Origin of the sequence: Pandoraea sp. E26, assembly GCF_000681415.1 — a bacterium.
Classification (GTDB): domain Bacteria; phylum Pseudomonadota; class Gammaproteobacteria; order Burkholderiales; family Burkholderiaceae; genus Pandoraea; species Pandoraea pnomenusa.
This window is the reverse complement of record NZ_AYXJ01000026.1, coordinates 34,527-57,240: the sequence shown is the minus strand read 5'-3', so window position 1 is coordinate 57,240 and position 22,714 is coordinate 34,527. Positions and strand designations below refer to the sequence as shown.

The window sequence follows — 22,714 nt, the reverse complement described above, 5'->3', positions numbered from 1 at the left end:
ACGGTCACATCAGCGGGGGAGTCCCCGTATCTTCGGCCTTGGTGTCGGCCTTGGCCTTGGCGCTTTCGGTGTGAGAGGCGCGAGTGCTCGTCGTGGTCGATGCGGTCCCCGACGTGCCTCGTGGCGTAGACGGTTTCGTCGACTCCTGCCACAGCTTGACGCCCTGCCAGGCGAGCACGCCCAGGCTGCCCCACTTGAGGCCGCGGCGAACCACGCGCCCGACGGGAGTGTGCGAGAGGCCGGTGAGGGCCAGCGAAGCCACGGAACTGACGAGCGGATAGCGCTCGAGCAATCCGCCGAGCTTGAGTCCCGACGTGGCGAGTCCACCCAGTCCGGAGAACTTGCCGAAACCGCCAGGCAGCAGGTAACGGACCCATCGGAAATTACGCAGGCGTTCGCGCGTGACGTGCGCGGCCTGTATCAGTTCGGCGCGCTCGACGGCAATGCGCGTGAGCACGAGCTCCTTGCGGATGGCAAGCAATTCATGGCGAGAGCGTCGCGACTGGTGCGGGCGACGCGGACGTTGAGAGCGGTTCGGTTCCAGCGGCACGGGCAGATCTCCTTCAGTCCGGACGCAGCGCGTCGCGGTCCTTTTCGAACTCGGCCAGTGTCGCCTCGAACGGCATCGGGGCATCGCGCAGAATGTTGCGCGCGCGCGCGGCGCACCACGCGGCAAGCAGCAGGTACACGATGAAGATGCCGGTCATGGCCTGAAGACGGTAGGTGTCCCAGAAAATGACGATCACGAGCGCGGTCAGCGAGACGAGAGCGAGAACACCGAACAGCATCGCGGCCAGACCCAGGAAGGCCACGCCCATCAGGCGTTCTTTCTCTTCGGTCAGTTCGATGCCGATGAGTTCGATGCGCGACTGTACGATCTCGAGCAACGCACCGGCGAGGCGCCGCAGCGAAGGCCGCGGCGGGGTCGTACGATCATTGTCGGTCATGGAGTGGGCTGGGCGGCCCGCCTGACCCGTCGCACCGGTCAGGCGGGCTCCGCCTTGGGCAAAGTAGGCGAGGAAGGAAACGTGCGTCGGCGTGGCTTACCGGCGGTTGAGCAGCAGACCGATCACCACGCCGATGCCGGCTGCGATGCCCACGGCTTGCCAGGGATGATCGTGCACGTAGTCGTCAGTCGCGCGAGCGGCCTGCTTGCTCTTCTCGACCACGACGACCTGCACGTCGGACGCTTTCTCCTTGGCTTGCTTGAGCAGCGCCAGGGCCTTGTCGCTCAGCTCGGAGGCGCGCTCACCGGTCGTGTTGGCGGCTTGTTTGAGCAGGTCTTCGGCGTCGGCCAATACGGTTTTGATATCGGTCATGAACTTCTCCTTGTTGGTATGTGCTTGCGACATTGTCGTTGCCCGTGGTGGGGAGGAAAATGCGAGGGGGGTATGACTGGTATCGTAACCCTTTCGCCGTGTCGTTGCCAGAAAACAACAGGCACGTTCCCGCTATATTTCGAAAACTTATTTACACCAAATTTTTTATTCGTTCTGGCTAAGCTTAGCATCCTTTAGTCTTTACCCACTGAGTTGAAGGTTCTCAAGGAGAGCGTAAATGACATTGCGTTTGGGCGACATTGCCCCCGATTTCGAGCAGGACTCGTCGGTTGGCAAAATCAAATTCCACGAATATCTCGGCGACAGCTGGGGCGTGCTGTTTTCTCACCCTGCGGACTACACGCCGGTCTGCACGACCGAACTGGGTCTGACCGCCAAACTCAAGGGCGAGTTCGAAAAGCGCAACGTGAAGGCCATCGCGTTGTCGGTCGACGACGCCGAATCGCACAAGGGCTGGATCAAGGATATCAACGAGACGCAGAACACCACGGTCAACTTCCCGATTCTGGCGGACGGCGATCGCAAGGTCTCGCAGCTGTACGACATGATCCATCCGAACGCCAGCGAAACCGTCACGGTGCGCTCGCTGTTCGTGATCGATCCGAAGAAGAAGGTGCGCCTGATCATTACCTATCCCGCCAGCACGGGCCGCAATTTCGACGAGATCCTGCGCGTGATCGACTCGCTGCAACTGACCGACAATTACTCGGTCGCCACGCCGGGTAACTGGAAGGATGGCGAAGACGTGGTGATCGTGCCCTCGCTCAAGGACGAGGCGGTGCTCAAGGAGAAATTCCCGAAGGGTTACAAGGCGGTGCGCCCGTACCTGCGCCTCACGCCGCAGCCGAACAAGTAATTCGTTCGGCGTTGCCAATGAGAAATGCCAGCTCGTCGTCCGAGCTGGCATTTTTTGTTTGTCGAACACTCCGATTGTCGGGTACGCGCCGTCGCCCGGGGGATTGACGGCCCGCAACGCGCGGCCTGAGAAACGACGCGTACCCGACAAGTCGCAGCGACCGCCCACGGTCGTGGACAGGCCCTGCGACCCCGTTCTTCCGAATCGATCAGAAGAACGCCTGGATGCCCGTCTGGGCGCGCCCCAGAATCAGCGCGTGAATGTCGTGGGTGCCTTCGTAAGTGTTGACCACTTCGAGGTTCACGAGGTGGCGCGCGATACCGAACTCGTCGGAGATGCCGTTGCCGCCCAGCATGTCACGGGCAAGCCGCGCGACGTCGAGCGCCTTGCCGCAGGAATTGCGCTTCATGATCGAGGTGATCTCGACCGCGGCGGTACCTTCGTCCTTCATGCGGCCCAGGCGCAGGCAGCCTTGCAGGCCCAGCGTGATTTCGGTCTGCATGTCGGCCAGCTTCTTCTGAATCAATTGGTTCGCCGCGAGCGGGCGGCCGAATTGCTGGCGATCGAGCACGTACTGACGCGCCGTGTGCCAGCAGAATTCGGCGGCGCCGAGCGCGCCCCAGGCAATCCCGTAGCGTGCCGAGTTCAGGCACGTGAACGGGCCCTTCAGGCCAGAGACGCCCGGCATGAGGTTCTCTTCCGGCACGAATACCTGATCCATCACGATCTCGCCGGTGATCGACGCGCGCAGGCCGACCTTGCCGTGGATCGCCGGCGCCGAAAGCCCCTTCCAGCCCTTCTCGAGAATGAAGCCGCGAATCTTCTCTTCGCCGTTCTCGTCGGCGAGCTTGCCCCAGACGACGAAGACGTCGGCGATCGGCGAATTCGTGATCCACATCTTGCTGCCGCTGAGCTCATACCCGCCCGCGACCTTCCTGGCCCGCGTGGTCATGCCGGCCGGGTCCGAACCGTGGTTCGGCTCCGTGAGGCCGAAGCAGCCGATCCACTCGCCGCTGGCGAGCTTCGGCAGGTACTTCTGCTTCTGCGCTTCGCTGCCGAATTCGTAAATGGGCACCATGACGAGCGACGACTGGACCGACATCATCGAGCGATAGCCCGAATCGACGCGCTCGACCTCGCGCGCGATCAGCCCGTAGGCGACATAGTTCAGACCGGGGCCGCCGTACTGTTCGGGAATCGTCGGGCCGAGCAGGCCGATCTCGCCCATCTCGCGGAAAATCGACGCATCCGTTTGTTCGTGACGAAACGCCTCGAGCACGCGCGTCGCGAGCTTGTCGTTCGCGTAGGCGGCTGCGGCGTCGCGAATCATGCGCTCGTCGCTGGTGAGCTGCGCGTCGAGCAACAGCGGATCTTCCCAATGAAACTGTGCGTTGCCTGCCATGACCTTTCTCCTCCGATGTTCTCGAAAAAATACGCGAATCCAATCGTCGTCGCCCGCCGGGGACCCCGGCCGTCACTGCCGCGCCCTGATCTGCCGGAACGGCTCGACGACTTGACTAAAGTTCCGCAATGCGGAACAATGTTCTGAAATCGAAGTTAGTTTAGCACTAAACTTTTTTGCCGGGCAACGGCCAGTGCGTGCACTGGCGCAAACCTTCTCGATTGGAGCGCGCGATGGTTGTGGTCAAAACATCCCTGTCAGCCTTCTCCGGTGCGCCGGCGCATGGCGTGCCGCCTTCGCATGACGAGCGCAAGTTCGTCACGGCGCTGGCCCGAGGTCTCGAGTTGTTGCGGGCGTTTGGCCCCGACGACGCCTTGCTGGGCAATCGCGACTTTGCCGCGCGCACGGGATTGCCGAAGGCCACCGTCAGTCGCCTTGCCTACACGCTGACCGAACTCGGGTATCTGCGCTACGACGCCGACCTGGGCAAATATGCGCTCGACGCCGGCGTCCTGGCGCTGGGGTATGCCTTCCTGAGCGGTACCGACATGCTCACGTTGGCGCGTCCGCACATGCGGGCGTTGGCCCGCGAGATGGGGTGCTCGATTTCGCTGGGCTGCCGCGAGGGCATCGACATGATGTATCTCGAGACGATTCGAAGCGATTCGGCGCATCTCACGCTGGGCCTTACGGCGGGTTCGCGTCTGTCGATGCTGACGAGTTCGATGGGGCGCGTCTATCTGGCGGCGATGACGCCGACCGAGCGCGAGACCATGCTCTCGGACCTGCACGATGCGTACGACGCCAATCCGGCGGCGCTGCGCAACGTCGGTTGGGACGCCCTGAAGGCGGGCGTCGACAAGGGGATCGAGTCGTACCGGCGGGAGGGGTGCTGCTACTCGTTTCGCGAGTGGCACGAGGGTGTGAACGCGGTGGCGGTACCGCTAAGAGACGTGAGGCAGAATCGATGGCTCGCGATCAGTTGCAGCGGGCCGTCGTCGTCGATTCCCGATGCCGTGTTCCGGGAGGAGATCGGGCCGCGGCTCAAGCAACTCGCAGCGCGTCTGAGCGGGCAGGCCTGACGGCGCAGGCGGACCAGCGCCGCTGCCTTTCGTGCGAGGCAACGGCGCCCACCCCGATCCAGGCGAATCAACGCCCGCGTGGATCAGGGCAGCATCACAACAGCGTGCGCACGTGCCACAGTTCGGGGAAAAGCACCACGTCGAGCATCTTGCGCAGATACGGGGCGCCGTTCGTGCCGCCGGTGCCCTGCTTGAAGCCGATGATGCGCTCGACGGTCGTCACGTGACGGAATCGCCACTGACGGAAAGCGTCCTCGAGATCGACCAGTTCCTCGGCCATCTCGTACAGCTCCCAGTGCTGCGACGGGTTGCGATACACCTCCAGCCACGCGGCCTCGACCGACTTGTCGTGAGGCGTGGGCTTCGTCCAGTCGCGCTCCAGGCGCTCCGGCGCAATCGCGAAACCGCGCCGCGCGAGCAGGCGCACTACCTCGTCATAGAACGAGGGCGCGTTGAGCGCGGCTTCGACCTGCTTGAAGAGGTCCGGGCGATGCGCATGCGGCTGTAGCATCGCCGCATTCTTGTTGCCCAGCATGAACTCCAGAATCCGGTACTGGTACGACTGGAAGCCCGACGAGCTGCCGAGCGACGGGCGCATCGACGAATACTCCGACGGTGTCATCGTCGCCAGCACGCTCCAGGCCTGCACCAGTTGTTCCAGAATGCGCGACACGCGCGCGAGCATCTTGAATGCCGGCGGCAGTTCGTCCTGATGCACGGCCGTGCGCGCGGCCTGCAGTTCGTACAGCGCCAGCTTCATCCACAACTCGCTGGTCTGATGCTGGATGATGAACAGCATCTCATTGTGATCCGTCGAACGAGGATGCTGGGCGTTCAGGATCGGATCGAGCGACAGATAATCGCCGTAGCTCATGCGCTTCGAGAAGTCGAGCGTGGCGTCGTGCCATTGCGTGGCGTTGGCGGACGTGGCCTGCGCGGCCGGGGCGTCCGCGCCCGAGTGCCCGAACGGACACCCGCCCTGAGCGGGCGAGGCTTCCGTGGTCGTCGAGGGCGTTTGCGGCGCGTCGTGCGGGGCGGTGGTCTTGCTCATGCTGCCTGACTCCTCTCTCAAGTCACCGCGCCGCGGCGATGAAACTCGGGCTTGTCCCACGATCCCGTGCTCAGCACGTCACGCAGAATCTCGACCGAGTCCCACACGTCGGCGAAACTCGTGTACAGCGGCGTCATGCCGAAGCGCATGATGCGCGGCTCGCGATAGTCGCCGATCACGCCGCGCGCAATCAGCGCCTGAATCACGGCAAACCCTTCGGGATGTTCGAAGCTCACTTGCGACCCCCGCGACGCGTGATCGCGCGGCGTCACGAGCGTGAGCGGGAATTCGGCGCAACGCGATTCCACGAGCTGGATGAACAGGTCGGTGAGCGCGAGCGACTTGCGGCGCAGCGCGTCCATCGACGTCTGCGCGAAGATGTCCAGCCCGCACTGCACCAGCGAGAGCGAGACGATCGGTTGCGTGCCACACAGATAACGGCCGATGCCGTTGTCCGGCGTGTATTCCGGTGTCATGGCGAACGGCGTGCGATGCCCCCACCAGCCTGACAGCGGTTGCCAGAACGTGTCCTGATGCTTCTTGTTGACCCACACGAACGCCGGCGCGCCAGGGCCCCCGTTCAGGTACTTGTACGTGCAGCCCACGGCGTAGTCCGCATTGGCGCCGTTCAGATCGACGGGCACCGCACCGGCGGAATGGCACAGGTCCCACACGGCCAGCGCGCCGGCCGCGTGAATCTCGGCCGTGCGTGCGGCCATGTCGTACATGGCGCCCGTGCGGTAGTTCACATGCGTGAGCAGCACCACGGCGACGTCGTCACCCAGGGCGCCCTGCAGGTCGTTGGGGGTGTCGACCAGGCGCAGCGAGTAGCCGTCGTCGAGCAAACGCGTGAGGCCCTGCACGATATACAGGTCGGTCGGGAAGTTGCTGCGCTCCGAGATGATCACCTTGCGCTGCGGTGCGCGACTGCGCTGCGCATCGAGCGCGGCAGCCATCACCTTGAACAGGTTGCTCGACGTGGTGTCGGTCACCACGATTTCGCCTTTACCCGCACCGACGATCGGCGCAAGGGCGTCGCCCAGCGCGCGCGGCAGCGCGAACCAGTCGGCCTCGTTCCAGCTGCGGATCAGCCCGACGCCCCATTCGGCCGCGATCACCTCCTGCGCACGCTTGAGCGAGGCGATCGGGCGAGCGCCCAGCGAGTTGCCGTCGAGGTAGATCACCCCCGGGGGCAGGTCGAATTGTGCACGCAGCGGGGCGAGCGGATCGGCCGCGTCGAGGGCCAGACAATCGTTGCGAGAAGATGCCATGGTTAGCGTTCAGTGATTCAGTGATTCAGTTGGTAAAGGCAAAAGAAATCGGGCGGAAGTCCGGCGAGCGGAACGTCGCGCGTTACAGCGTGCGCAGTACGGCACGCACCGGGCTTGCGTCGAGTCGCATGAACTTGAGCGGCAGTGCGATGAGTTCGTAGTCGTCGGCCTCGACGGCATCGAGCACGAGGCCCTCGAGAATCGCCATGCGGTGCGCGCGAATGCGATGATGGGCATCCATCGTCTTGCTCTGCTGCGGATCGAGCGACGGCGTGTCGATGCCGACCAGCTTCACGCCATGGGCGGCGAGCAGGTCGATGGTCTCGGGCGCCACGGCACAAAATTCGCTGTCCCAGTGCGCGAGCGGCGCCTGGGCGTAGGTGCGCAGCAGCACGCGCGGCGGCACGTCCCTCAGGTGCGGCGCCACCATCTCCGGCGTGACCAGGGGCGAGGCGCCCACACAGTGCACCACACGGCACGCTCCGAGGTAAGTCTCGAGGTCGACTTCGCCGATGCAGGCGCCGTCATCGTCGTAATGGCGTGGCGCGTCGGCGTGAGCGCCGGTGTGCGGCGAGAGCGTGATACGTCCCACATTGACCGGGCAACCCGGCCCGATCTGCCAGACCGGGGTCTCGGTGAGCGGCGTGTCGCCGGGCCATACGGGGGTTTGCGCCGATAAAGGTGCGCTGATGTCCCATACGCGGCGCTCACGCGCGCCGATCGTGCGGGGTGTTGCCGAAGCGGTGAAATCTGTCATACGCGAGCGCTTTATCGAGGCGATCCGGGGGAAGAAGAGTCCCAGATAGTGTAGGAAATTCCGCGCCGCAGGTGCTTGCGTATTCGACGAGTGTGTGCCGATGAATTGAAATTAAACCGACAATTTCAATGATTTTTTGGTCAATTCTTCGAGTGATTTTGAAATTGGTCGAATTCAATGCGACTTCGCGACTTCGCGACTTCATGACTTCGCGCGGTCGCGGATTCGGTGCGCGACGGCCGCCAGCCGCGCTTACGGGCGGTGGGTCATCTGCTCGATGAGTTCGCGCAGCGCGTCCTTGAGCAGTGCCGACTGGTCTTGTCCGAAGCGGGCCAGCAGGCTGGCTTCGTGGCGGCGGGCGCTGGCCAGCAGCGGCGCCACGTGCGCGACGCCCGCGTCGGTGAGCGAGACGAGCGATTGCCGGCGATCGGTGGCGCTCGCGCCACGCACGACGTCGCCCGCGGCTTCGAGCCGGTCGACGACCTTGGTGAGCGTCGGTTGCTTGGCCAGCACGATATCGGCCAGTTGATTGATGGTGCGCGCGCGTCCGTCGGAGAGCGTGGCGAGCACGCGCCACTCGAGCACGCCGAAGCCGGCGGCTGCCACTTCGCGATGGAATTCGTCGGAGACCAGCGTGCTCGCGCGCGCAAGCAGGTACGCCAGATAGTCGTCGACGAACGGCGCGCCGGCGGCGGACATGAGGCGACTCAGCCCAGCGACTGCGGCTTGTGGAAGCCGCCGGCATGGAAGATCAGCGGCATGCGCTCGGCCACCTCGGCATGCACGCCGCATCGCTCGACTTCGCCCACGAAAATGACGTGGTCACCTTCGTCGTAGCGGCTGCGGTTGTGGCATTCGAACCAGGCCAGCGCGCCGTCGAGCACCGGCGTGCCCGAGGCGGACAATGTATACGGCACGCCCGCGAACCGATCGCCCTTCATCGTGGCAAAGCGCTTGCAGATGTCGAGCTGATCAGCCGCCAGCACGTTCACGGCGTAATGCGAATTCTCGCGAAAGACCGGCATGCTGCCTGCTCGCGTGGCCAGACTCCACAGAATGAGGGGCGGCGTGAGCGAGACCGAATTGAACGAACTGGCGGTGATGCCGATGAGCGAGCCGTCGTCGGCGCGCGTGGTGATCACGGTGACCCCGGTGGCAAACTGACCGAGGGCATTGCGAAAGGCTGCGCTGTCGAAATCCGGCGCTGCGGCGCGTTTGGCGTTCACTGTCCCTGCACTCCCGTCCGGCAAATTTGATCGGGTTGATTTGTATGAATATTCATATACTATGGCACGAACAACAGATCGACAAGACGCGTGACGGCCGACAGTGCGCCACGGGGCGCAGCCCCTGGCGGGCGGGAGGGTCAAACGCTCAGGAGACGATATGCTGATCGAGCGAATCGAGCATAAGTGGATCGACGTATTTGCCGAGACCTTGCGGCGCTGCGACATACGACCCGGCGATGTGGTGGCGATTGTAGCCGAAACGCAATCCCGGCCTGTCAACGTGGAATTGGCGCAGCTTGCCGCCGAATCGCTTGGCGCAAGGCCCTTCCGGCTGGTCGTGCCCAGCCCGCGCGTGAGCGCACCTGTGCCGGTGCGCTCCACGGGCGCGAGCGACGCGCTCGGTCGGTTGGCACCGGTCGTCGCCGCGCTCAAGGCTGCGACGCTCGTCGTCGACTGCACGGTCGAAGGCCTGCTTCACGCCCCCGAATTGCCGGAGATTCTCGGCGGCGGCGCGCGCGTGCTGATGGTCTCCAACGAACATCCCGAAATCCTGGAGCGCTGCGCGACCGATCCGGCGCTCGAGCCGAAGGTGCGCGCGGCGATCAAGCGCTTGCGCGGCGCCGAGCAAATGCATGTGAGTTCCGGCGCGGGCACGGACCTTCGTATCGGCCTGCGCGACGCGCGTGTCGGCGGGGTGTGGGGCTGGTGCGCCAAGCCGGGACAGGTCGCCCACTGGCCCGGCGGCCTGGCCCTGGCGTTCCCCGCCGCGCACAGCGTGAACGGACAGCTCGTGCTGGCGCCCGGCGACATCAACCTCACGTTCAAGCAATATCTGCGCGACCGGATCGTCCTGAACATCGAGGACGACTACGTCGTGGCGATCGACGGCGAAGGCGTCGACGTCGACTTGATGCGCGATTACTTTGCCGCATGGGGCGATCGCGAAGCGTATGCGGTCTCGCATGTCGGTTTCGGCCTGAATCCGCGCGCGCGCTGGGACGCGCTCGCATGCTACGACAAACGCGATTGCAACGGCACCGAGCAGCGCGCGTTTGCCGGCAACTTCCTGTATTCCACCGGCGCCAACGAGGTAGCGGGCCGTCACACGCTGGGCCACTTCGACTTGCCACTGCGGCACTGCACGATTGCGCTCGACGGCGACGTCGTGGTGCGCGACGGGCGTTTGCAGGGCGAGTTCGCATCATGAGCCCGCACGTGCCTGCCTGCCGCGTGTCGGGTGCTGGTGCGCTGACGCTCGTGCTGCTGCACGGCATTGGCGGCAACCGCGATGTCTGGCCCGCGCAATTCGAGACCTTCGTCAGCGCGGGATACCGTGTCGTGGCATGGGATATGCCGGGCTACGGCGAGAGCGCGATGCCCGCCGCGCCGACGATGGCGTCGCTGGCGGACAGCCTTCGCGCGCTGCTCGACACGCTGGGGCCGTCGAGATTCGTGCTCGTGGGGCACAGCATGGGCGGGATGGTCGCACAGGAATTGATGGCGCGCGGCGAGCCCTTCACGCGAGACATTGCCGGGCTGGTGCTGTGCGGCACCTCGCCGGCGTTCGGCAAGCCGGACGGCGACTTCCAGCGTGAGTTCGTGCGCCAGCGCACGGCGCCGCTCGACGCCGGCAAGACCTTGCGCGAGATGGCGCAGTCGATCGTGCCCGGCATGCTTGGCGAGCCGGACGATGTCACGCGCGACGCTGCCCGCGCGCTCGCCGTCGATGCCATGGGCGCGCTCAGCCCCGAGGCGTATCGCACCGCGCTGCAGGCGTTGGTCGGCTTCGAGCAGCGCGCGGCGCTCGCGCGGCTCGCCGTGCCGGTGCTCCTCGTCGCGGGCGAACACGACACCAACGCGCCGCCGAAGGTGATGGCGCGCATGGCCGAGGCCATCACCGACGCCCGGGCGCGCGTGCGCTACGTCTGTCTCGACGGCGCCGGACATCTGATGAATCTGACGCATGCGGCGGCATTCGACGCCGAAGTGCGCGCTTTCCTCGCAACACTCTAGAACCCTCCAGGAGACTACCGTGGCCTATCAGCCCCCTTCGATCGTCGGCGAGCATTACCCGCTCACGGACAAGCAGCGGCGCTTGCTGGCGCTGGCCGAGCAGGTGGGGCGCGAGTCGCTCGCGCCACGCGCCGCGCGCTGGGACCGCGAAGCGTCGTTCCCGTTCGAGAACTACGACGACATGCGCGCCGCCGGCTTGCTCAAGCTGTGCATTCCCGAAGCGGACGGCGGTCTGGGCGCCGACTTCGCCACGTACATGATGGTTTCCGCCGAGTTGGGCCGCCACTGCGGTGCGACGGCGCTCACCTTCAACATGCACACGTGCTCGATGATGTGGACGGGGATTCTCGCCGACGATCTCGACATGACGGCCGAGCAACGCGCCGAGCATGCGCGTTATCGCGAGCACCACTTCGCCCGGGTGATCCAGGACGGTGCGATTTACGCACAGCCGTTCTCCGAGGGCAGCGCCGCGGCGGCGGGCAAGGCACCGTTCGGCACCACGGCCACCAAGGTCGAGGGCGGCTGGAAGATCAATGGCCGCAAGATCTTCGCGTCGCTCTCGGGGGCCGCCAACTACTACGGCGTGCTGTGTACCGAAGACAAGCCCGAGCTGTCGATGAAGGACACGTTCTACATCGCGGTGCCGGGCGACGCGCCGGGCGTGACCGTCACAGGTGACTGGGATCCGCTGGGCATGCGCGGTACGGTCTCGCGCACGTTGCTTTTCAAGGACGTGTTCGTGCCCGACGAGCTGCAATTGATGCCGCGCGGCATCTACCATCAGGCCGCGAGCCGCTGGCCGCACATGTTCATGACGCTCTCGCCGACATACATGGGTATCGCCCAGGCGGCCTATGATTTCACCATCCAGTACCTGCGGGGCGAAGCGCCCGGCATGGGCGCGCCGGTCAAGCGCCGCATGTATCCGACCAAGCAGATCGCCGTCGCGCAAATGCACATCCTGCTCGAGCAAACGCGCGCGCTGTTCCTGCGTGCATTGCAGGACGGCCGCGCCGATCCGGGCAAGGAAGCGCGCCTGCGTGCCTATGCGGCGCAGTACACGATCATGGAGAATGCCAACGAGCTGTGCCGGCTGGCCATTCGCACCTGCGGCGGACAGTCGATGCTCAAGACGCTGCCGCTCGAGCGCATGTACCGCGATTCGCGCTGCGGCGCCCTGATGCTGCCCTGGACGGCCGAGCTGTGTCTCGATCGCATCGGCCGCGAAGCGCTCTACGAACCGGGCGAGCGCGACGAGTAAGTCTTGCGGGCGCGGCGGTGCCTACGCTTCCTTGCGCATCCCTGGGCATCCCTGGGCATCCCCGCGCATCCCGACAGGCACCGAAATCGCCGAAGATATGTCGTCGCCGTGACGATCTGCCGCGAGGGATCGTCGCGGGCGCTGCATCGTTTTCCTTGTTACGGAGCACAAGTTGACGCCTTTCGTAGAAGCGCTCGTCCGTCACGCCCGCGCCACGCCTGAACGGCTGGCGTTGCGCTGCGGCGTTGGCGAGGAAGCCTTGACCACCGATTACGCGGCGCTGTGGCGACGCATCGAGCGCGTCGGCGGCCATTTGCGCGAGACCTGGCGCATCGCGCCGGGCGACCGGGTCGCGTGTCTGGGGCTGAACGACGAGCTGCAACTGGCGCTGCTGTTCGCCTGCGCACGCGCCGGCGCGATCTTCCTGCCGCTGAACTTCCGTCTGGCGGTGCCCGAGCTGGCCGCCATCGCGCGCCATGCGGGCATACGCGTGTTGTGGTTCGACGCCATGCATCGCGAAGCGGCCCGCCAGATTCGCGATCGGCTGGAACAGGACGCCGTCATCGAACTTCCGCCCCCGGCGATCGCGCCGCTCGAAGGGCTCATTGCGGTGCCGTCGGCCAAGCCGGTCGACTACCCCGACGTTGCCCCCGACGCCCCCGTGTTGCTTGCCTACACGTCGGGGACGACTGGCGAGCCGAAGGGGGCGCTGCACACCCAGGCCGGTCTGCTGGCCAACGCGCGGGCGAGTTGGTGGGCGCACGAAATGACCCCTGGCGATCACGTGCTGTCCACGCTGCCGATGTTCCACGTGGGCGGACTGTGCATTCAGACGTTGCCCGCGCTGCTGTGCGGCGCGAGCGTAACGCTGCATCCTCGCTTCGATCCGGCGGCCTGGCTCGCGGACGTTCAGCGGTACCGTCCGACGCTTTCGTTGATGGTGCCGGCCACCATGCGCGCCGTGCAGTTGCATCCGGCGTGGGCGTCGACCGATCTGTCTTCGCTGCGCGGCGTGATGGCCGGCTCGAGTGTGATCCCGCTCTCGGCCATCGACGCCTTTCATGCACGCGGCATCCCGCTGGGCCAGGTGTATGGCGCCACGGAGACCGGCCCGGTGTCGATCGCGCTGCGCTTTGGCGAGGCGAAGGCGCACTCCGGCGCCGTGGGTCGCGCATGCCCGGGGGTGGACGTACGCCTGGCCGACGCCGCCGGGCACGATGTCGCGCCGGGCGAGGTGGGGGAGATCCTCGTGCGAGCGCCCAACGTGATGCGCGAATACTGGCGCGCGCCGAACCACCCGTCGTTCGGCGACGGATGGTTTCATTCGGGCGATCTGGCGCGTTTGCGCGACGACGGCTGCTTCGAGGTCGTGGGCCGCAGCAAGGACATGATCATCTCCGGCGGCGAGAACATCTATCCGGCGGAAATCGAGAATGCGCTCGTCGACTGCCCGGGCGTGCTCGAGGCGGCAGTCGTCGGCGTGCCGGACGAGCAGTGGGGGGAAGTGCCTGTGGCCGTGATCGTGCCCGCGGCAACCGGTGTCGCGCAGGACGGCCCCGAATCGCCCGGCGTCGTGGCCACGCCGCAGAGCGTGCTGGCGTTTCTCGGCACGCGCATCGCGCGCTTCAAGTTGCCGCGACGCGTGGTCATGATCGATACGCTGCCCAAGAGTGCCCTTGGGAAAGTGCAGAAACCGATTCTCATCGGGTGGCTATCCGACACCCCCGATTCGCAAAACACAACCCACGGTCGCTAATCAGAAGTTTTATTCAGTTTTCGCTTAAAAGCGCCGAACACCTTGTCGCAACAAGGGTTCGGCGCTTTTTGCTGGATAGCTTCCGCGATGCATAAGGGAAAATCCCTATGCGTAATCTCCCAATTTGTTACCATCCCATGAGAATCGTATTTTTGAGTTTGGGAATTGCATCGCAAGATAGCGCCCATGTCGTCATCGGCGGTCTAGTCCGCTGATTTTTTTGCTTTCTTCTGTTTTCAAGACGATGGACACCACCGAAGCGCATTCGGTCTCCGAACGCGTGCTGCAGGTCCTTGTGACCGTGGCGCGTCATGGACGACCGATCGCGGCACGCGAGATCGCCGCGCAAACGGGTTTGCCGCTCTCCACGGTTTACCGCCACCTCGTCCCGCTCAAGAAGTGGGGCCTGGTGCAGGAGCATGCCCACGAGGCGCTCTACGAACCGGGACCGGTCGGCGTGCAACTGGCATGGGGATTCGATCACAACTCGCATCTCGTCACGCAGGCACGCGAGGAGATCGAAGCCCTCGTGCAGCGCACCGGCGAGACCGTCGGTTTGCTCGTGGCGGCCAACGGGCAGGTCGTCTGCCTCGACATGCACGAGAGCGAGCAATCGCTGCGCTGTTCGTTCGCCAAGGGGCGTGCGCATCCGCTGGTGCATGGCGCATCGGCCAAGGCGCTGCTCTCGTTCCTCCCGCCGGCCACGCGCGACACCCTGATCGGTCGCCAGCTCGCGGGCCAGCCGGTGGCTCAGGAGCGTCTGGCGGCGCAGATCGAGGAGATCCGCAAGCAGCGCTATGCGGTGTCCGAGAGCGAAGTCGACTTCGGCGTCTGGGGCGTGTCGGCCCCGGTGTTCGCCGCCAAGGAACGTCTGGAAGGCACCATCACCCTGATGGCGCCCGCCGTGCGTGTGGCCCAGCGCCACGAAGAGCTGATCCGCCTCACGGTGGCCGCAGCCGAGCGTATTTCAAATCGATTGCAGTACTTTTAACCGGTTATCCGACCGAGACTACACGAAGGAGTACCAGATGAAATTGCGTCACATCCTCTTCACGATGGCGCTGGCCGTCACCTGCTCGAGCAAAGTTTTCGCCGCCGACGACGTGCTGCGCGTTGCCACCGACGCGACGTTCCCGCCGTTCGAATATGTGGAAAACGGCAAGCGCACCGGTTTCGACGTGGAAATGATCGAAGCGCTGGGCAAGGCCATGGGCAAGAAGGTCGAATGGACGGATATCGACTTCAAGGGCCTGATTCCGGCGGTGCTGTCCAAGCGCGTGGATGTGGCCGCTTCGGCGATCTACATCACGGATGAGCGTCTGAAGGTCGTGAACTTCACGCACCCGTACTACACCGGCGGCCTGGCCATCATGGTCAAGGCGGACAACAACACCATCAAGGAACCGGCCGATCTCGCCGGCAAGAAGGTGTCGGTGCAGGTGGGTACGAAGTCGGTGCAGTTCCTGAAGGAAAACTTCCCGAAGGTCGAGCGCGTGGAAGTCGAGAAGAACGACCAGATGTTCGAACTCGTGAAGATCGGCCGCGCCGACGCCGCCGTGACCGGCAAGCCGGCAGCGCTGCTTTACGCGAAGGCCAACCCGAGCGTCAAGGTGCTCGACAAGACGCTGACCGTGGAGCGTTATGGCTTTGCCGTGCGCAAGGGCGACACCGAACTGACCAACGACATGAACAAGGCGCTCGAGAAGGTTCGTGCCGACGGCACCTATGCCGAGCTGGTCAAGAAGTATTTCGGCGCCGCGAAGTAAGCGCGCCGCGTACGTAACATCTGGCGGGCGGGCCGCGACCTCCGACGTGAGGGCGGCGCCCGCCGAAGCAATATCGCAATAAGGCAGTAGAGCAACTGACGGAGTACGCATGGAACTCGATTTTTCGCCGGTGTGGGCCAACTGGCAGGACCTCGCGCGAGGTGCGCTCGTTACCGTCGAGGTAACGGCCTGCGCCCTCGCGCTGGGCTGCGTGTTGGGTTTGCTGGTCGGCATGGGCCGCCTGAACCCGGCGCATCGCATTCGCTACGGCATTTGTACCGCCTACGTCACGTTCATTCGTGGCACGCCGCTGCTGGTGCAGCTCTTCATCCTGTTCTTCGGTCTGCCTCAGTTCAACATTCTGCTGCCGGCGTTCATGTGCGGTGTATTGGGTCTGGGCATCTACAGCGGCGCCTATGTCTCGGAAATCGTGCGTGGCGCCATCCAGTCGATCGAGCGCGGCCAGATGGAAGCCGCCCGCTCGCTCGGCATGCCCTATGGCCTGGCCATGCGCTCGGTGATCCTGCCGCAGGCGATCGTGCGCATGATCCCGCCGCTGGGTAACGAATTCATTGCGCTGATCAAGAACTCCGCGCTCGTGTCGCTGCTCACGATTCACGACGTGATGCACGAAGGCCAGAAGATCATCAGCGTGTCGTACCGTTCGCTGGAAGTGTATCTGGCGATCGCCTTTGTTTATCTGATTCTGACCGGCACCACCACGCTGCTGCTGCAGCGCGCCGAGAAGTCCCTGCGTGCCGGAGGTGCCGTGCAATGAGCGATGTGAAGAAAGAATACGGCGGCCCGATCCTCAAGATCGAGGGTCTGGGCAAGGCCTACGGCAGCCATCAGGTGCTCAAGGGCATCGACTTCGAAGTCGACGCGCGTCAGGTGGTGGTTGTCATCGGCCCCAGCGGCTCGGGCAAAAGCACGTTCCTGCGCTGCTGCAACGGGCTGGAGACGGCCGAGGAGGGCACCATCGAGATCGTCGGTCAGAAGCTCGTCGATCACGGCAGGATGATGGGCGAGAACGCGCTCAACAAGCTGCGCACCGACGTCGGCATGGTGTTCCAGTCGTTCAACCTGTTCCCGCACCTGACGGTGCTCGACAACGTCACGCTCGCCCCGAAGAAGCTGCGCGGCATGAAGAGCGCGGATGCCGAGAAGCTTGCCCGCGAACTGCTCGCCAAGGTCGGGCTGGCCGCCAAGGCCGACGTGTTCCCGGGCACGCTCTCGGGCGGGCAGAAGCAGCGCGTGGCGATCGCCCGTGCGCTCGCGATGCAACCGCAGGTCATGCTGTTCGACGAGCCGACTTCGGCACTCGACCCGGAGCTCGTGGGCGAGGTGCTGCAGGTAATGAAGGCGCTCGCGAACGACGGCATGACGATGCTCGTCGTGACGCACGAAATGGGCTTCGCCCGCGAAGTGGCCGACGTGGTTGTCGTCATGGATCAGGGCCGCATCATCGAAGCCGGTGCCCCCGACCAGATCTTCACCGCGCCGCGCGAGGCGCGTACGCGGGAATTCCTGCAGGCAGTCATCGCACGGTAAGGCAGGCAAACGTATGACAATCGATCGAGCGGTCTGGCAAGGCCGCGTGGATACCGGCGAGACCGGCCACACTCTCCGTCTGCACCAGGTGCTGCGCGACTACGACGCGGCGCAGGTGGCCGGCGGTGCCGTCGTGCTGGGCTTTTGCAGTGATGAGGGTGTGCGCCGCAATCATGGACGTCAGGGCGCCGTGGCCGGCCCCGACATGTTGCGTCGCGCGCTCGCGAGCCTGCCCGTGCAGGGCACGCCCGCCGTGTTCGAAGGTGGCAACATCGTCTGTGCGGACGATCGGCTCGAAGCGGCGCAAGCCGCGCTCGGCCATCGGGTGGCCGAAGTGCTCGCCGCAGGCGCGCGCCCGGTGGTGCTGGGCGGTGGGCATGAGATCGCCTACGGTACGTTCCTCGGGGTGGCCGAGCATTATGGCGATCGCCTGCGCGACGAACCCATCCTGATCCTCAACTTCGATGCGCACTTCGATCTGCGTGCACAGCCGACGGCGAGTTCCGGCACGCCGTTCTGGCAGATCTCGCAGTTGCTCGCGGGGCGTCAGGCGCCGTTCCACTACGCGTGCCTCGGCGTGAGCCGCTACAGCAACACCGACGCGCTGTTCGAGCGGGCGAACGCATTGAATGTCGATTACTGGCTCGACGAGACGATGCTTGCGCATCGGCTGCCGCAGATGTGCGAAGCGCTCGAGAAGAAGCTCGCGCAGGTCCGGCACGTGTACCTGACCATCGACATGGACGTGCTGCCGGGCGAAAAGGCGCCGGGCGTGTCGGCACCCGCGGCCCACGGCGTTGCGCTGGAGGTCGTGGAGGCGCTCATCGGCGTGGTGCGCCGCTCGGGCAAGCTGCGCGTGGCGGACATTGCCGAGTACAACCCGACGTACGATCGGGACGGCCTGACCGCGCGCGTCGGCGCGCGCTTGTTGCATCCGCTGATCACGCAGGCAGTCGCTTGAGCCGCATGAACGGTATGAATGGCATGAACGGCCTATAACGTTATTTGCGCCGTTCGCCGACGTTCTGCGCGACAATAAGGCGGGCCGATCGAACCTTCGATCGCCCGCCTTATTCGTTTGGTGCGCCGCCGCACGAACGCAGTCGACAAGCGAGGTCAAGATGACAGTGCAGACGAACTCCCCGCGTGATACCCGTACCGAAGTCGCCACGCTCGCCGGTGGCTGTTTCTGGTGCCTCGAGGCCTGCTACCAGCAGCTCGACGGCGTGACGTCCGTGGTTTCGGGCTACGAGGGCGGCAAGGTCGACAATCCGACCTACGAGCAGGTTTGCGAAGGCGAAACCGGCCATGCCGAAGTGGTGCAGCTCACCTACGATCCCGACGTCGTCAGCTTCGAGGAACTGCTCGTCGTGTTCTTCCAGATTCACGATCCGACGACCCTCAATCGCCAGGGCAACGACATCGGCACGCAGTATCGGTCCGCCATCTTCTATCACGACGAGGCCCAGAAAACGGCAGCCGAACACCTCATCGCCGAGCTGATGGCGGAAATGACGTATCCGCACCCCATCGTCACGCAGGTCGTGCCGGCGCAGACGTTCTGGCCTGCGGAGGCCTACCACCAGAACTACTTCCGCCAGCATCCCGACCAGGGCTACTGCGCCTATGTGGTCGCGCCGAAGCTCAAGAAATTCCGCGAGAAATTCGCTCGCCGTCTCAAGCCGGCGGCCTGAGGCCACGCCACGGTGGCCGGCGCGGCGCGCGCCGGCTCACAGGAGCGTGCAGGGGCCCGTCTGCATGGGGTCGATGGCCGCATCGAGCCTGCCCGGTCGAACCGCACGCCTCGCGCGTTGCGGTTCGCCACGCGCACCGCAGCGCACCAACTGCGCGGTGAAGTCGGACAGCGTGGTGTCGTCCACGTCCGTCAGCGAGAGTCCGATCGGCGGCAGCGCGGTGTGTCCTTCCATCCCGGCGGCACGGTAGTGGAAGGCGAGCACGGGGGCGTGGTCGCGTCGAATGCGCGCCGCGCAGGGGTTGCCCTCGTGCAGGAAGGCCAGTTCACTCTGCCCGGCGAACAGAAGCTCGGCGTCGCCCGGTGCATCGAGGTCGGGGAACGCGAAGCGGCCAATGGCCACGCTGCGTAAGCCCATGTCGTGACAAAGCGCCCTGAAACCGCCTGGCCGGAATTCGGGTTCGTCGCGCAGCAACGATGCCAGTCCGAGCGTCCTGAGATACCCATCCACATCGAGTTCCGCCGCGTTCGGGTGGAGCGCAAGAATGTCGCGCAGCATGGCGCGCAGTTCGGCGTTGCTCGCCCGATCCTCGGCGGCACATGCGCCAACAGGGGTGACGAGCGTAGCGAGCGCGCGCTCGAAATAGTCGCTCACCGGCACCGCCTGACATCGATAAACCGTCTTCCGGAATCGATCGAGCGGCGTCGGTGCGGTGCTTGGAGCGGTGGTTGCCGCGGTCGTCGATGGGGGCGTCGATGGGAGCGTCGGCGCGACGGTTGCTTCCGGCGTCAATGACGGCGCCGACGAGAGTATCGGTATCGATGTCGCCATGGGTATCGTTGGCGTTGGGGTCATGCCCGGCGACGTGGATGTCGTTCGCCGCGGTGAGATGGTGGTTGGCACGCGCGATGGCGATGGCATTGCGTGGACTCGATTTTCGATGCGCCGCAGGTCGACGAGGACCTCGGGAGGGGCAGTGCCGGCATCGGCGTCGTACGCCATCGCGCCGGCGCGCGACATGGGAATGGCCAAAGCGAGAAACGGCATGTTGCATACCTCGCGGGAGTCATGGGTGGATCGGAAGCCAGTGACGAAGCCCTTCGGCGCGGACGGAAAGTGCCCCGACCTGAAGGTGTCCCGTGAGTCAGGGCGGGACAATACGGCATCGGACGACACGCGACGGGGGCACTACAGGGCACGGCAAGGCACGACGGGACACGACGGGACACGACAGGACACGACAGGACCAGGACACGACGGATGACTACGGAGCCACCGTCGATCATCGCGAACTGGGCTGCGCCCTGGTCAGTCGATGACGCGAACAGGAGATCCTGCCGTCGCGGCAAATAGCACCAGACAAGGTTGATCCGCGTCCTGGGCATGGCCGCGCGCCGCGCCGGGACTGTCGAAGTAGAACGCATCGTCGGCGTTCGGCACGCGCGTCGTGACGATCTCGAAGCGGTGAGGGTCGAAGCGGATATCGAGGAATGTCCGGCTCTCGTGGAACCAGACCACGTAGCCCGAATAAGGCAACGCTTGGGGTAGGTCGGGTCGTGGGGTCGCGGCGGCGTGCAGCGGTGCGCAGGCCGGCGCGGGATTGCGATGGCCCTCGCGCTCCTGGCGATGTTTCATGGGTGGATCTCCTGAGAAGTGACGGCGACGCTTTCCGGAGCGTCGAGCGATGGTGAGGCCGTTGCTGGCGCGCGGTTTTCGGGAATGGGCCCCCGCCTGCCGATTCCCGGGACGCACTTCGATGATGCCCGGCCCATGCGGCGGCGGGCGCGTGCCGTATCCGAAAACGGTATCGGACGATGCCTCGTTGCAGCGACGACGAGCGCAGCGGCACTCGCCTGAATCTGCCTTGGCGTGGCGTTGAATTTTCGTCATGCCGGTCCGTGTTTCGTCCTGCCGGTCCGAAGACGTCGCCCGTGCACCCGGCCAGGTGCGCCTTCCGACGCGCTCGAGGGAGCGGGGAAGGGAGATGGAGAGGGACCGGCGGAGGGCGGCGTCCCGTGTCAGCCGATGCCCCCGGGACCATTCATATGTTCATTATTTTTCGCATAGAATGACGGCTTCCCTCCATGAAGTCTTCAGGTAGTTCCCCGTGCGCCCCCTGCCTTTTCGCGACGCGCTGATGGCCATGATCGGCATCGCGCTCGTCAACATGCTCGTCGCTCTCGACCAGACCGTCGTCAGCACCGCGCTGCCGTCCATCGTCGCCGAGCTCAAGGGGTTCGAGTACTACGCCTGGATCGCGAGCATCTATCTGCTCGCTTCCGTGGTCACGGTGCCCGTGTTCGGCCGCCTCGGCGACTATTTCGGCCGGCGCCGCTTCGTGATCGCGTCCGTGCTCACGTTCACCTTCGCTTCGCTGCTGTGCGGACTGGCACCGAACATGCCGTTCCTCGTTTTCGCGCGGGGCCTGCAAGGCGTGGGCGGCGGCATGATGGTGGGGACCGCCTTCGCGTCGGTGCCCGACCTCTTTCCCGACGCCCGCTCCCGCGTGCGATGGCAGGTCGTGATCACCACCGCCTACGGTATCGGCACGGCGGCGGGACCGTCATTGGGCGGCCTGCTCTCGGAGCATTTCGGCTGGCGCTCGACGTTTTTCGTGAACCTCCCGGTCGGTCTGGCGGCGCTCTACTTCGTGTGGCGCTACCTGCCGAAATTCCCGCCGGCACATCAGGGGGACGTGCGCGTCGACTGGCGTGGCGCCCTGTGGATCGGCGTCGTGCTGGGCGGCTTTCAGGTGTTCATCGAGAACGTGCCCGCGCATGGGGCGTCGCTCGGCAACGGGTTGCTGATCGCGGCGGTCGTGGCTGGCTTCTGGATGCTGCTACGTACCGAGCGTCGCGCCACGCACCCGATCGTTCCGCTCGACATGTTCCGGCATCCGCAGCTCGTGGTGCTCTTCACGCTCTCTGTGCTGATTGGCTTCGTCATGTACTCGCTGATCTTCTTCGCGCCGTTGCTGTTGCAGGGGGGCTTCGGCCTGAGCCCGCAGGCGGCCGGGCTGATCGCCACGCCGATCGCCGCCTGCATCGCACTGGGCAGCTTCATCAATACGCCGATCGTGGTGCGTCTGTCGCGGCCCACGAACATGCTGATTCTCGGTTTTTGCCTGCTGGCGGTGCCCTCGGCGGGCGTGGGGCTGGCACACCGGGATACGTCGCACGGCCTGCTGGCGCTGGCCATGGCGTGCGCGGGCATCGGCATCGGCTTCATTCTCAACAACATGAACGTGTTCGGTCAGGAGATTGCCGGGCGCGAGCGCTTCGGCATCACCACCGCGCTGTTGCAGTCGACCCGCATGGTGGGCGGCATGCTCGGCACAACGATCGTCGGCACGCTGGTCAATCACTGGTATGCCAGCGGCGTTGCGGGCGCCGTCTCTGCCTACGACGGCACGCCTGCCGCGCACGCCGTCGCGCGGGCGCTGGACCCGCGCATCCTGATCGACCCCGCGCTGCGCGGGGATTTGCTGATGGATCTGCGGGCCATGGGCATCGACGGTCTGCCGCTGGTCGAAACCGCCCGGCAAACGCTCGTGAACGCCGTTCACGCCGGCGTGCTGCTCACCGGCATTGCCGCCGTCGTGGCGGCGCTGCTCGTGCGCCGGATCCGGCAGATCCAGTTCCCGAAGCGGCGCGAGCGCCCGGCCATGGCGTCGCCGGAATAG

At 65.2% G+C, this 22,714-nt stretch carries 24 protein-coding genes; 13 read left to right on the top strand and 11 right to left on the bottom strand.

What is annotated here, in order from left to right:
• Positions 1 to 4 precede the first annotated feature (4 nt).
• From W930_RS29210 to W930_RS0116150, 3 genes are all read right to left on the bottom strand, one after another.
• A complete protein-coding gene (locus W930_RS29210; RefSeq protein ID WP_025250467.1) occupies positions 5 to 550 on the bottom strand; it encodes a DUF3318 domain-containing protein in 546 nt (181 codons plus the stop codon).
• Positions 551 to 563: 13 nt separating this feature from the next.
• Positions 564 to 947 (bottom strand): phage holin family protein, encoded by a 384-nt coding sequence (locus W930_RS0116155; RefSeq protein ID WP_023594926.1) that lies wholly within the window; start codon positions 945 to 947, stop codon positions 564 to 566.
• Between the two features lie 96 nt (positions 948 to 1,043).
• Positions 1,044 to 1,352, bottom strand: coding sequence for a YqjD family protein (locus W930_RS0116150; protein ID WP_023594927.1), 309 nt, complete (start codon positions 1,350 to 1,352; stop codon positions 1,044 to 1,046).
• Positions 1,353 to 1,557: 205 nt separating this feature from the next.
• Here W930_RS0116150 and W930_RS0116145 point away from each other — a divergent pair, with 205 nt between their 5' ends.
• On the top strand, positions 1,558 to 2,196 hold the full coding sequence (locus W930_RS0116145) for a peroxiredoxin (RefSeq protein ID WP_023594928.1): 639 nt from the start codon (positions 1,558 to 1,560) through the stop codon (positions 2,194 to 2,196).
• A 208-nt stretch (positions 2,197 to 2,404) separates the two neighbouring features.
• Here the strand turns inward: W930_RS0116145 and W930_RS0116140 are convergent, their stop codons facing one another.
• Complete coding sequence (locus W930_RS0116140) at positions 2,405 to 3,598, bottom strand: acyl-CoA dehydrogenase (RefSeq protein ID WP_023871941.1); 1,194 nt, start codon at positions 3,596 to 3,598, stop codon at positions 2,405 to 2,407.
• 233 nt (positions 3,599 to 3,831) lie between these two features.
• Between W930_RS0116140 and W930_RS0116135 the strand changes: the two genes are divergently transcribed.
• Positions 3,832 to 4,680, top strand: a complete 849-nt coding sequence (locus W930_RS0116135; protein ID WP_023594930.1) for an IclR family transcriptional regulator — start codon at positions 3,832 to 3,834, stop codon at positions 4,678 to 4,680.
• A 94-nt stretch (positions 4,681 to 4,774) separates the two neighbouring features.
• On the opposite strand, the gene kynA is transcribed toward W930_RS0116135, so the two are convergent.
• The 5 genes from kynA to W930_RS0116110 form a co-directional block, all read right to left on the bottom strand.
• A complete protein-coding gene (kynA, locus tag W930_RS0116130; RefSeq protein WP_023594931.1) occupies positions 4,775 to 5,731 on the bottom strand; it encodes a tryptophan 2,3-dioxygenase in 957 nt (318 codons plus the stop codon).
• Between the two features lie 17 nt (positions 5,732 to 5,748).
• Positions 5,749 to 7,002 carry a kynureninase gene (gene kynU / locus W930_RS0116125; protein ID WP_023871939.1) on the bottom strand — a complete coding sequence of 418 codons (1,254 nt, stop codon included), beginning with the start codon at positions 7,000 to 7,002 and terminating at the stop codon, positions 5,749 to 5,751.
• An 82-nt stretch (positions 7,003 to 7,084) separates the two neighbouring features.
• Positions 7,085 to 7,759: an arylformamidase gene (kynB, locus tag W930_RS0116120; RefSeq protein WP_023594933.1), complete on the bottom strand. Its 675-nt coding sequence runs from the start codon at positions 7,757 to 7,759 to the stop codon at positions 7,085 to 7,087.
• 252 nt (positions 7,760 to 8,011) lie between these two features.
• The gene (locus tag W930_RS0116115) at positions 8,012 to 8,458 is read right to left on the bottom strand and encodes a MarR family winged helix-turn-helix transcriptional regulator (RefSeq protein ID WP_023594934.1); all 447 of its coding nucleotides are present in this window, start codon (positions 8,456 to 8,458) and stop codon (positions 8,012 to 8,014) included.
• A gap of 8 nt (positions 8,459 to 8,466) precedes the next feature.
• A complete protein-coding gene (locus tag W930_RS0116110) occupies positions 8,467 to 8,985 on the bottom strand; it encodes a flavin reductase family protein (RefSeq protein WP_023594935.1) in 519 nt (172 codons plus the stop codon).
• Positions 8,986 to 9,145: 160 nt separating this feature from the next.
• Between W930_RS0116110 and W930_RS0116105 the strand changes: the two genes are divergently transcribed.
• The 10 genes from W930_RS0116105 (at position 9,146) to msrA (ending at position 19,032) form a co-directional block, all read left to right on the top strand.
• Positions 9,146 to 10,195 (top strand): M29 family peptidase, encoded by a 1,050-nt coding sequence (locus W930_RS0116105; protein ID WP_023594936.1) that lies wholly within the window; start codon positions 9,146 to 9,148, stop codon positions 10,193 to 10,195.
• On the top strand, positions 10,192 to 11,001 hold the full coding sequence (locus tag W930_RS0116100) for an alpha/beta fold hydrolase (RefSeq protein ID WP_023594937.1): 810 nt from the start codon (positions 10,192 to 10,194) through the stop codon (positions 10,999 to 11,001). Before W930_RS0116105 ends, W930_RS0116100 begins: the two co-directional genes overlap by 4 nt.
• 19 nt (positions 11,002 to 11,020) lie before the next feature.
• Positions 11,021 to 12,265: an acyl-CoA dehydrogenase family protein gene (locus W930_RS0116095; protein ID WP_023594938.1), complete on the top strand. Its 1,245-nt coding sequence runs from the start codon at positions 11,021 to 11,023 to the stop codon at positions 12,263 to 12,265.
• A 172-nt stretch (positions 12,266 to 12,437) separates the two neighbouring features.
• Entirely contained in the window at positions 12,438 to 14,021 is a 1,584-nt protein-coding gene (locus W930_RS0116090) for a class I adenylate-forming enzyme family protein (protein WP_024788547.1), read from the top strand.
• A 244-nt stretch (positions 14,022 to 14,265) separates the two neighbouring features.
• Entirely contained in the window at positions 14,266 to 15,012 is a 747-nt protein-coding gene (locus tag W930_RS0116085) for an IclR family transcriptional regulator (RefSeq protein WP_023594940.1), read from the top strand.
• 37 nt (positions 15,013 to 15,049) lie between these two features.
• Entirely contained in the window at positions 15,050 to 15,787 is a 738-nt protein-coding gene (locus W930_RS0116080) for a transporter substrate-binding domain-containing protein (protein WP_023594941.1), read from the top strand.
• Positions 15,788 to 15,896: 109 nt separating this feature from the next.
• Complete coding sequence (locus tag W930_RS0116075) at positions 15,897 to 16,565, top strand: amino acid ABC transporter permease (protein ID WP_023594942.1); 669 nt, start codon at positions 15,897 to 15,899, stop codon at positions 16,563 to 16,565.
• Positions 16,562 to 17,338 (top strand): amino acid ABC transporter ATP-binding protein, encoded by a 777-nt coding sequence (locus W930_RS0116070; protein ID WP_023871936.1) that lies wholly within the window; start codon positions 16,562 to 16,564, stop codon positions 17,336 to 17,338. Before W930_RS0116075 ends, W930_RS0116070 begins: the two co-directional genes overlap by 4 nt.
• A 13-nt stretch (positions 17,339 to 17,351) precedes the next feature.
• On the top strand, positions 17,352 to 18,299 hold the full coding sequence (hutG, locus tag W930_RS0116065) for a formimidoylglutamase (RefSeq protein WP_023594944.1): 948 nt from the start codon (positions 17,352 to 17,354) through the stop codon (positions 18,297 to 18,299).
• 160 nt (positions 18,300 to 18,459) lie between these two features.
• Positions 18,460 to 19,032 carry a peptide-methionine (S)-S-oxide reductase MsrA gene (gene msrA / locus W930_RS0116060; RefSeq protein WP_023594945.1) on the top strand — a complete coding sequence of 191 codons (573 nt, stop codon included), beginning with the start codon at positions 18,460 to 18,462 and terminating at the stop codon, positions 19,030 to 19,032.
• Positions 19,033 to 19,068: 36 nt separating this feature from the next.
• On the opposite strand, the gene W930_RS0116055 is transcribed toward msrA, so the two are convergent.
• Both W930_RS0116055 and W930_RS0116045 read right to left on the bottom strand, forming a co-directional pair.
• Positions 19,069 to 19,686 carry a hypothetical protein gene (locus tag W930_RS0116055; protein WP_036656012.1) on the bottom strand — a complete coding sequence of 206 codons (618 nt, stop codon included), beginning with the start codon at positions 19,684 to 19,686 and terminating at the stop codon, positions 19,069 to 19,071.
• Between the two features lie 654 nt (positions 19,687 to 20,340).
• Positions 20,341 to 20,667 carry a hypothetical protein gene (locus W930_RS0116045; RefSeq protein ID WP_023594947.1) on the bottom strand — a complete coding sequence of 109 codons (327 nt, stop codon included), beginning with the start codon at positions 20,665 to 20,667 and terminating at the stop codon, positions 20,341 to 20,343.
• Positions 20,668 to 21,175: 508 nt separating this feature from the next.
• On the opposite strand from W930_RS0116045, the gene W930_RS27750 reads away from it, so the two are divergent.
• Positions 21,176 to 22,714 (top strand): MFS transporter, encoded by a 1,539-nt coding sequence (locus W930_RS27750; RefSeq protein WP_023871932.1) that lies wholly within the window; start codon positions 21,176 to 21,178, stop codon positions 22,712 to 22,714.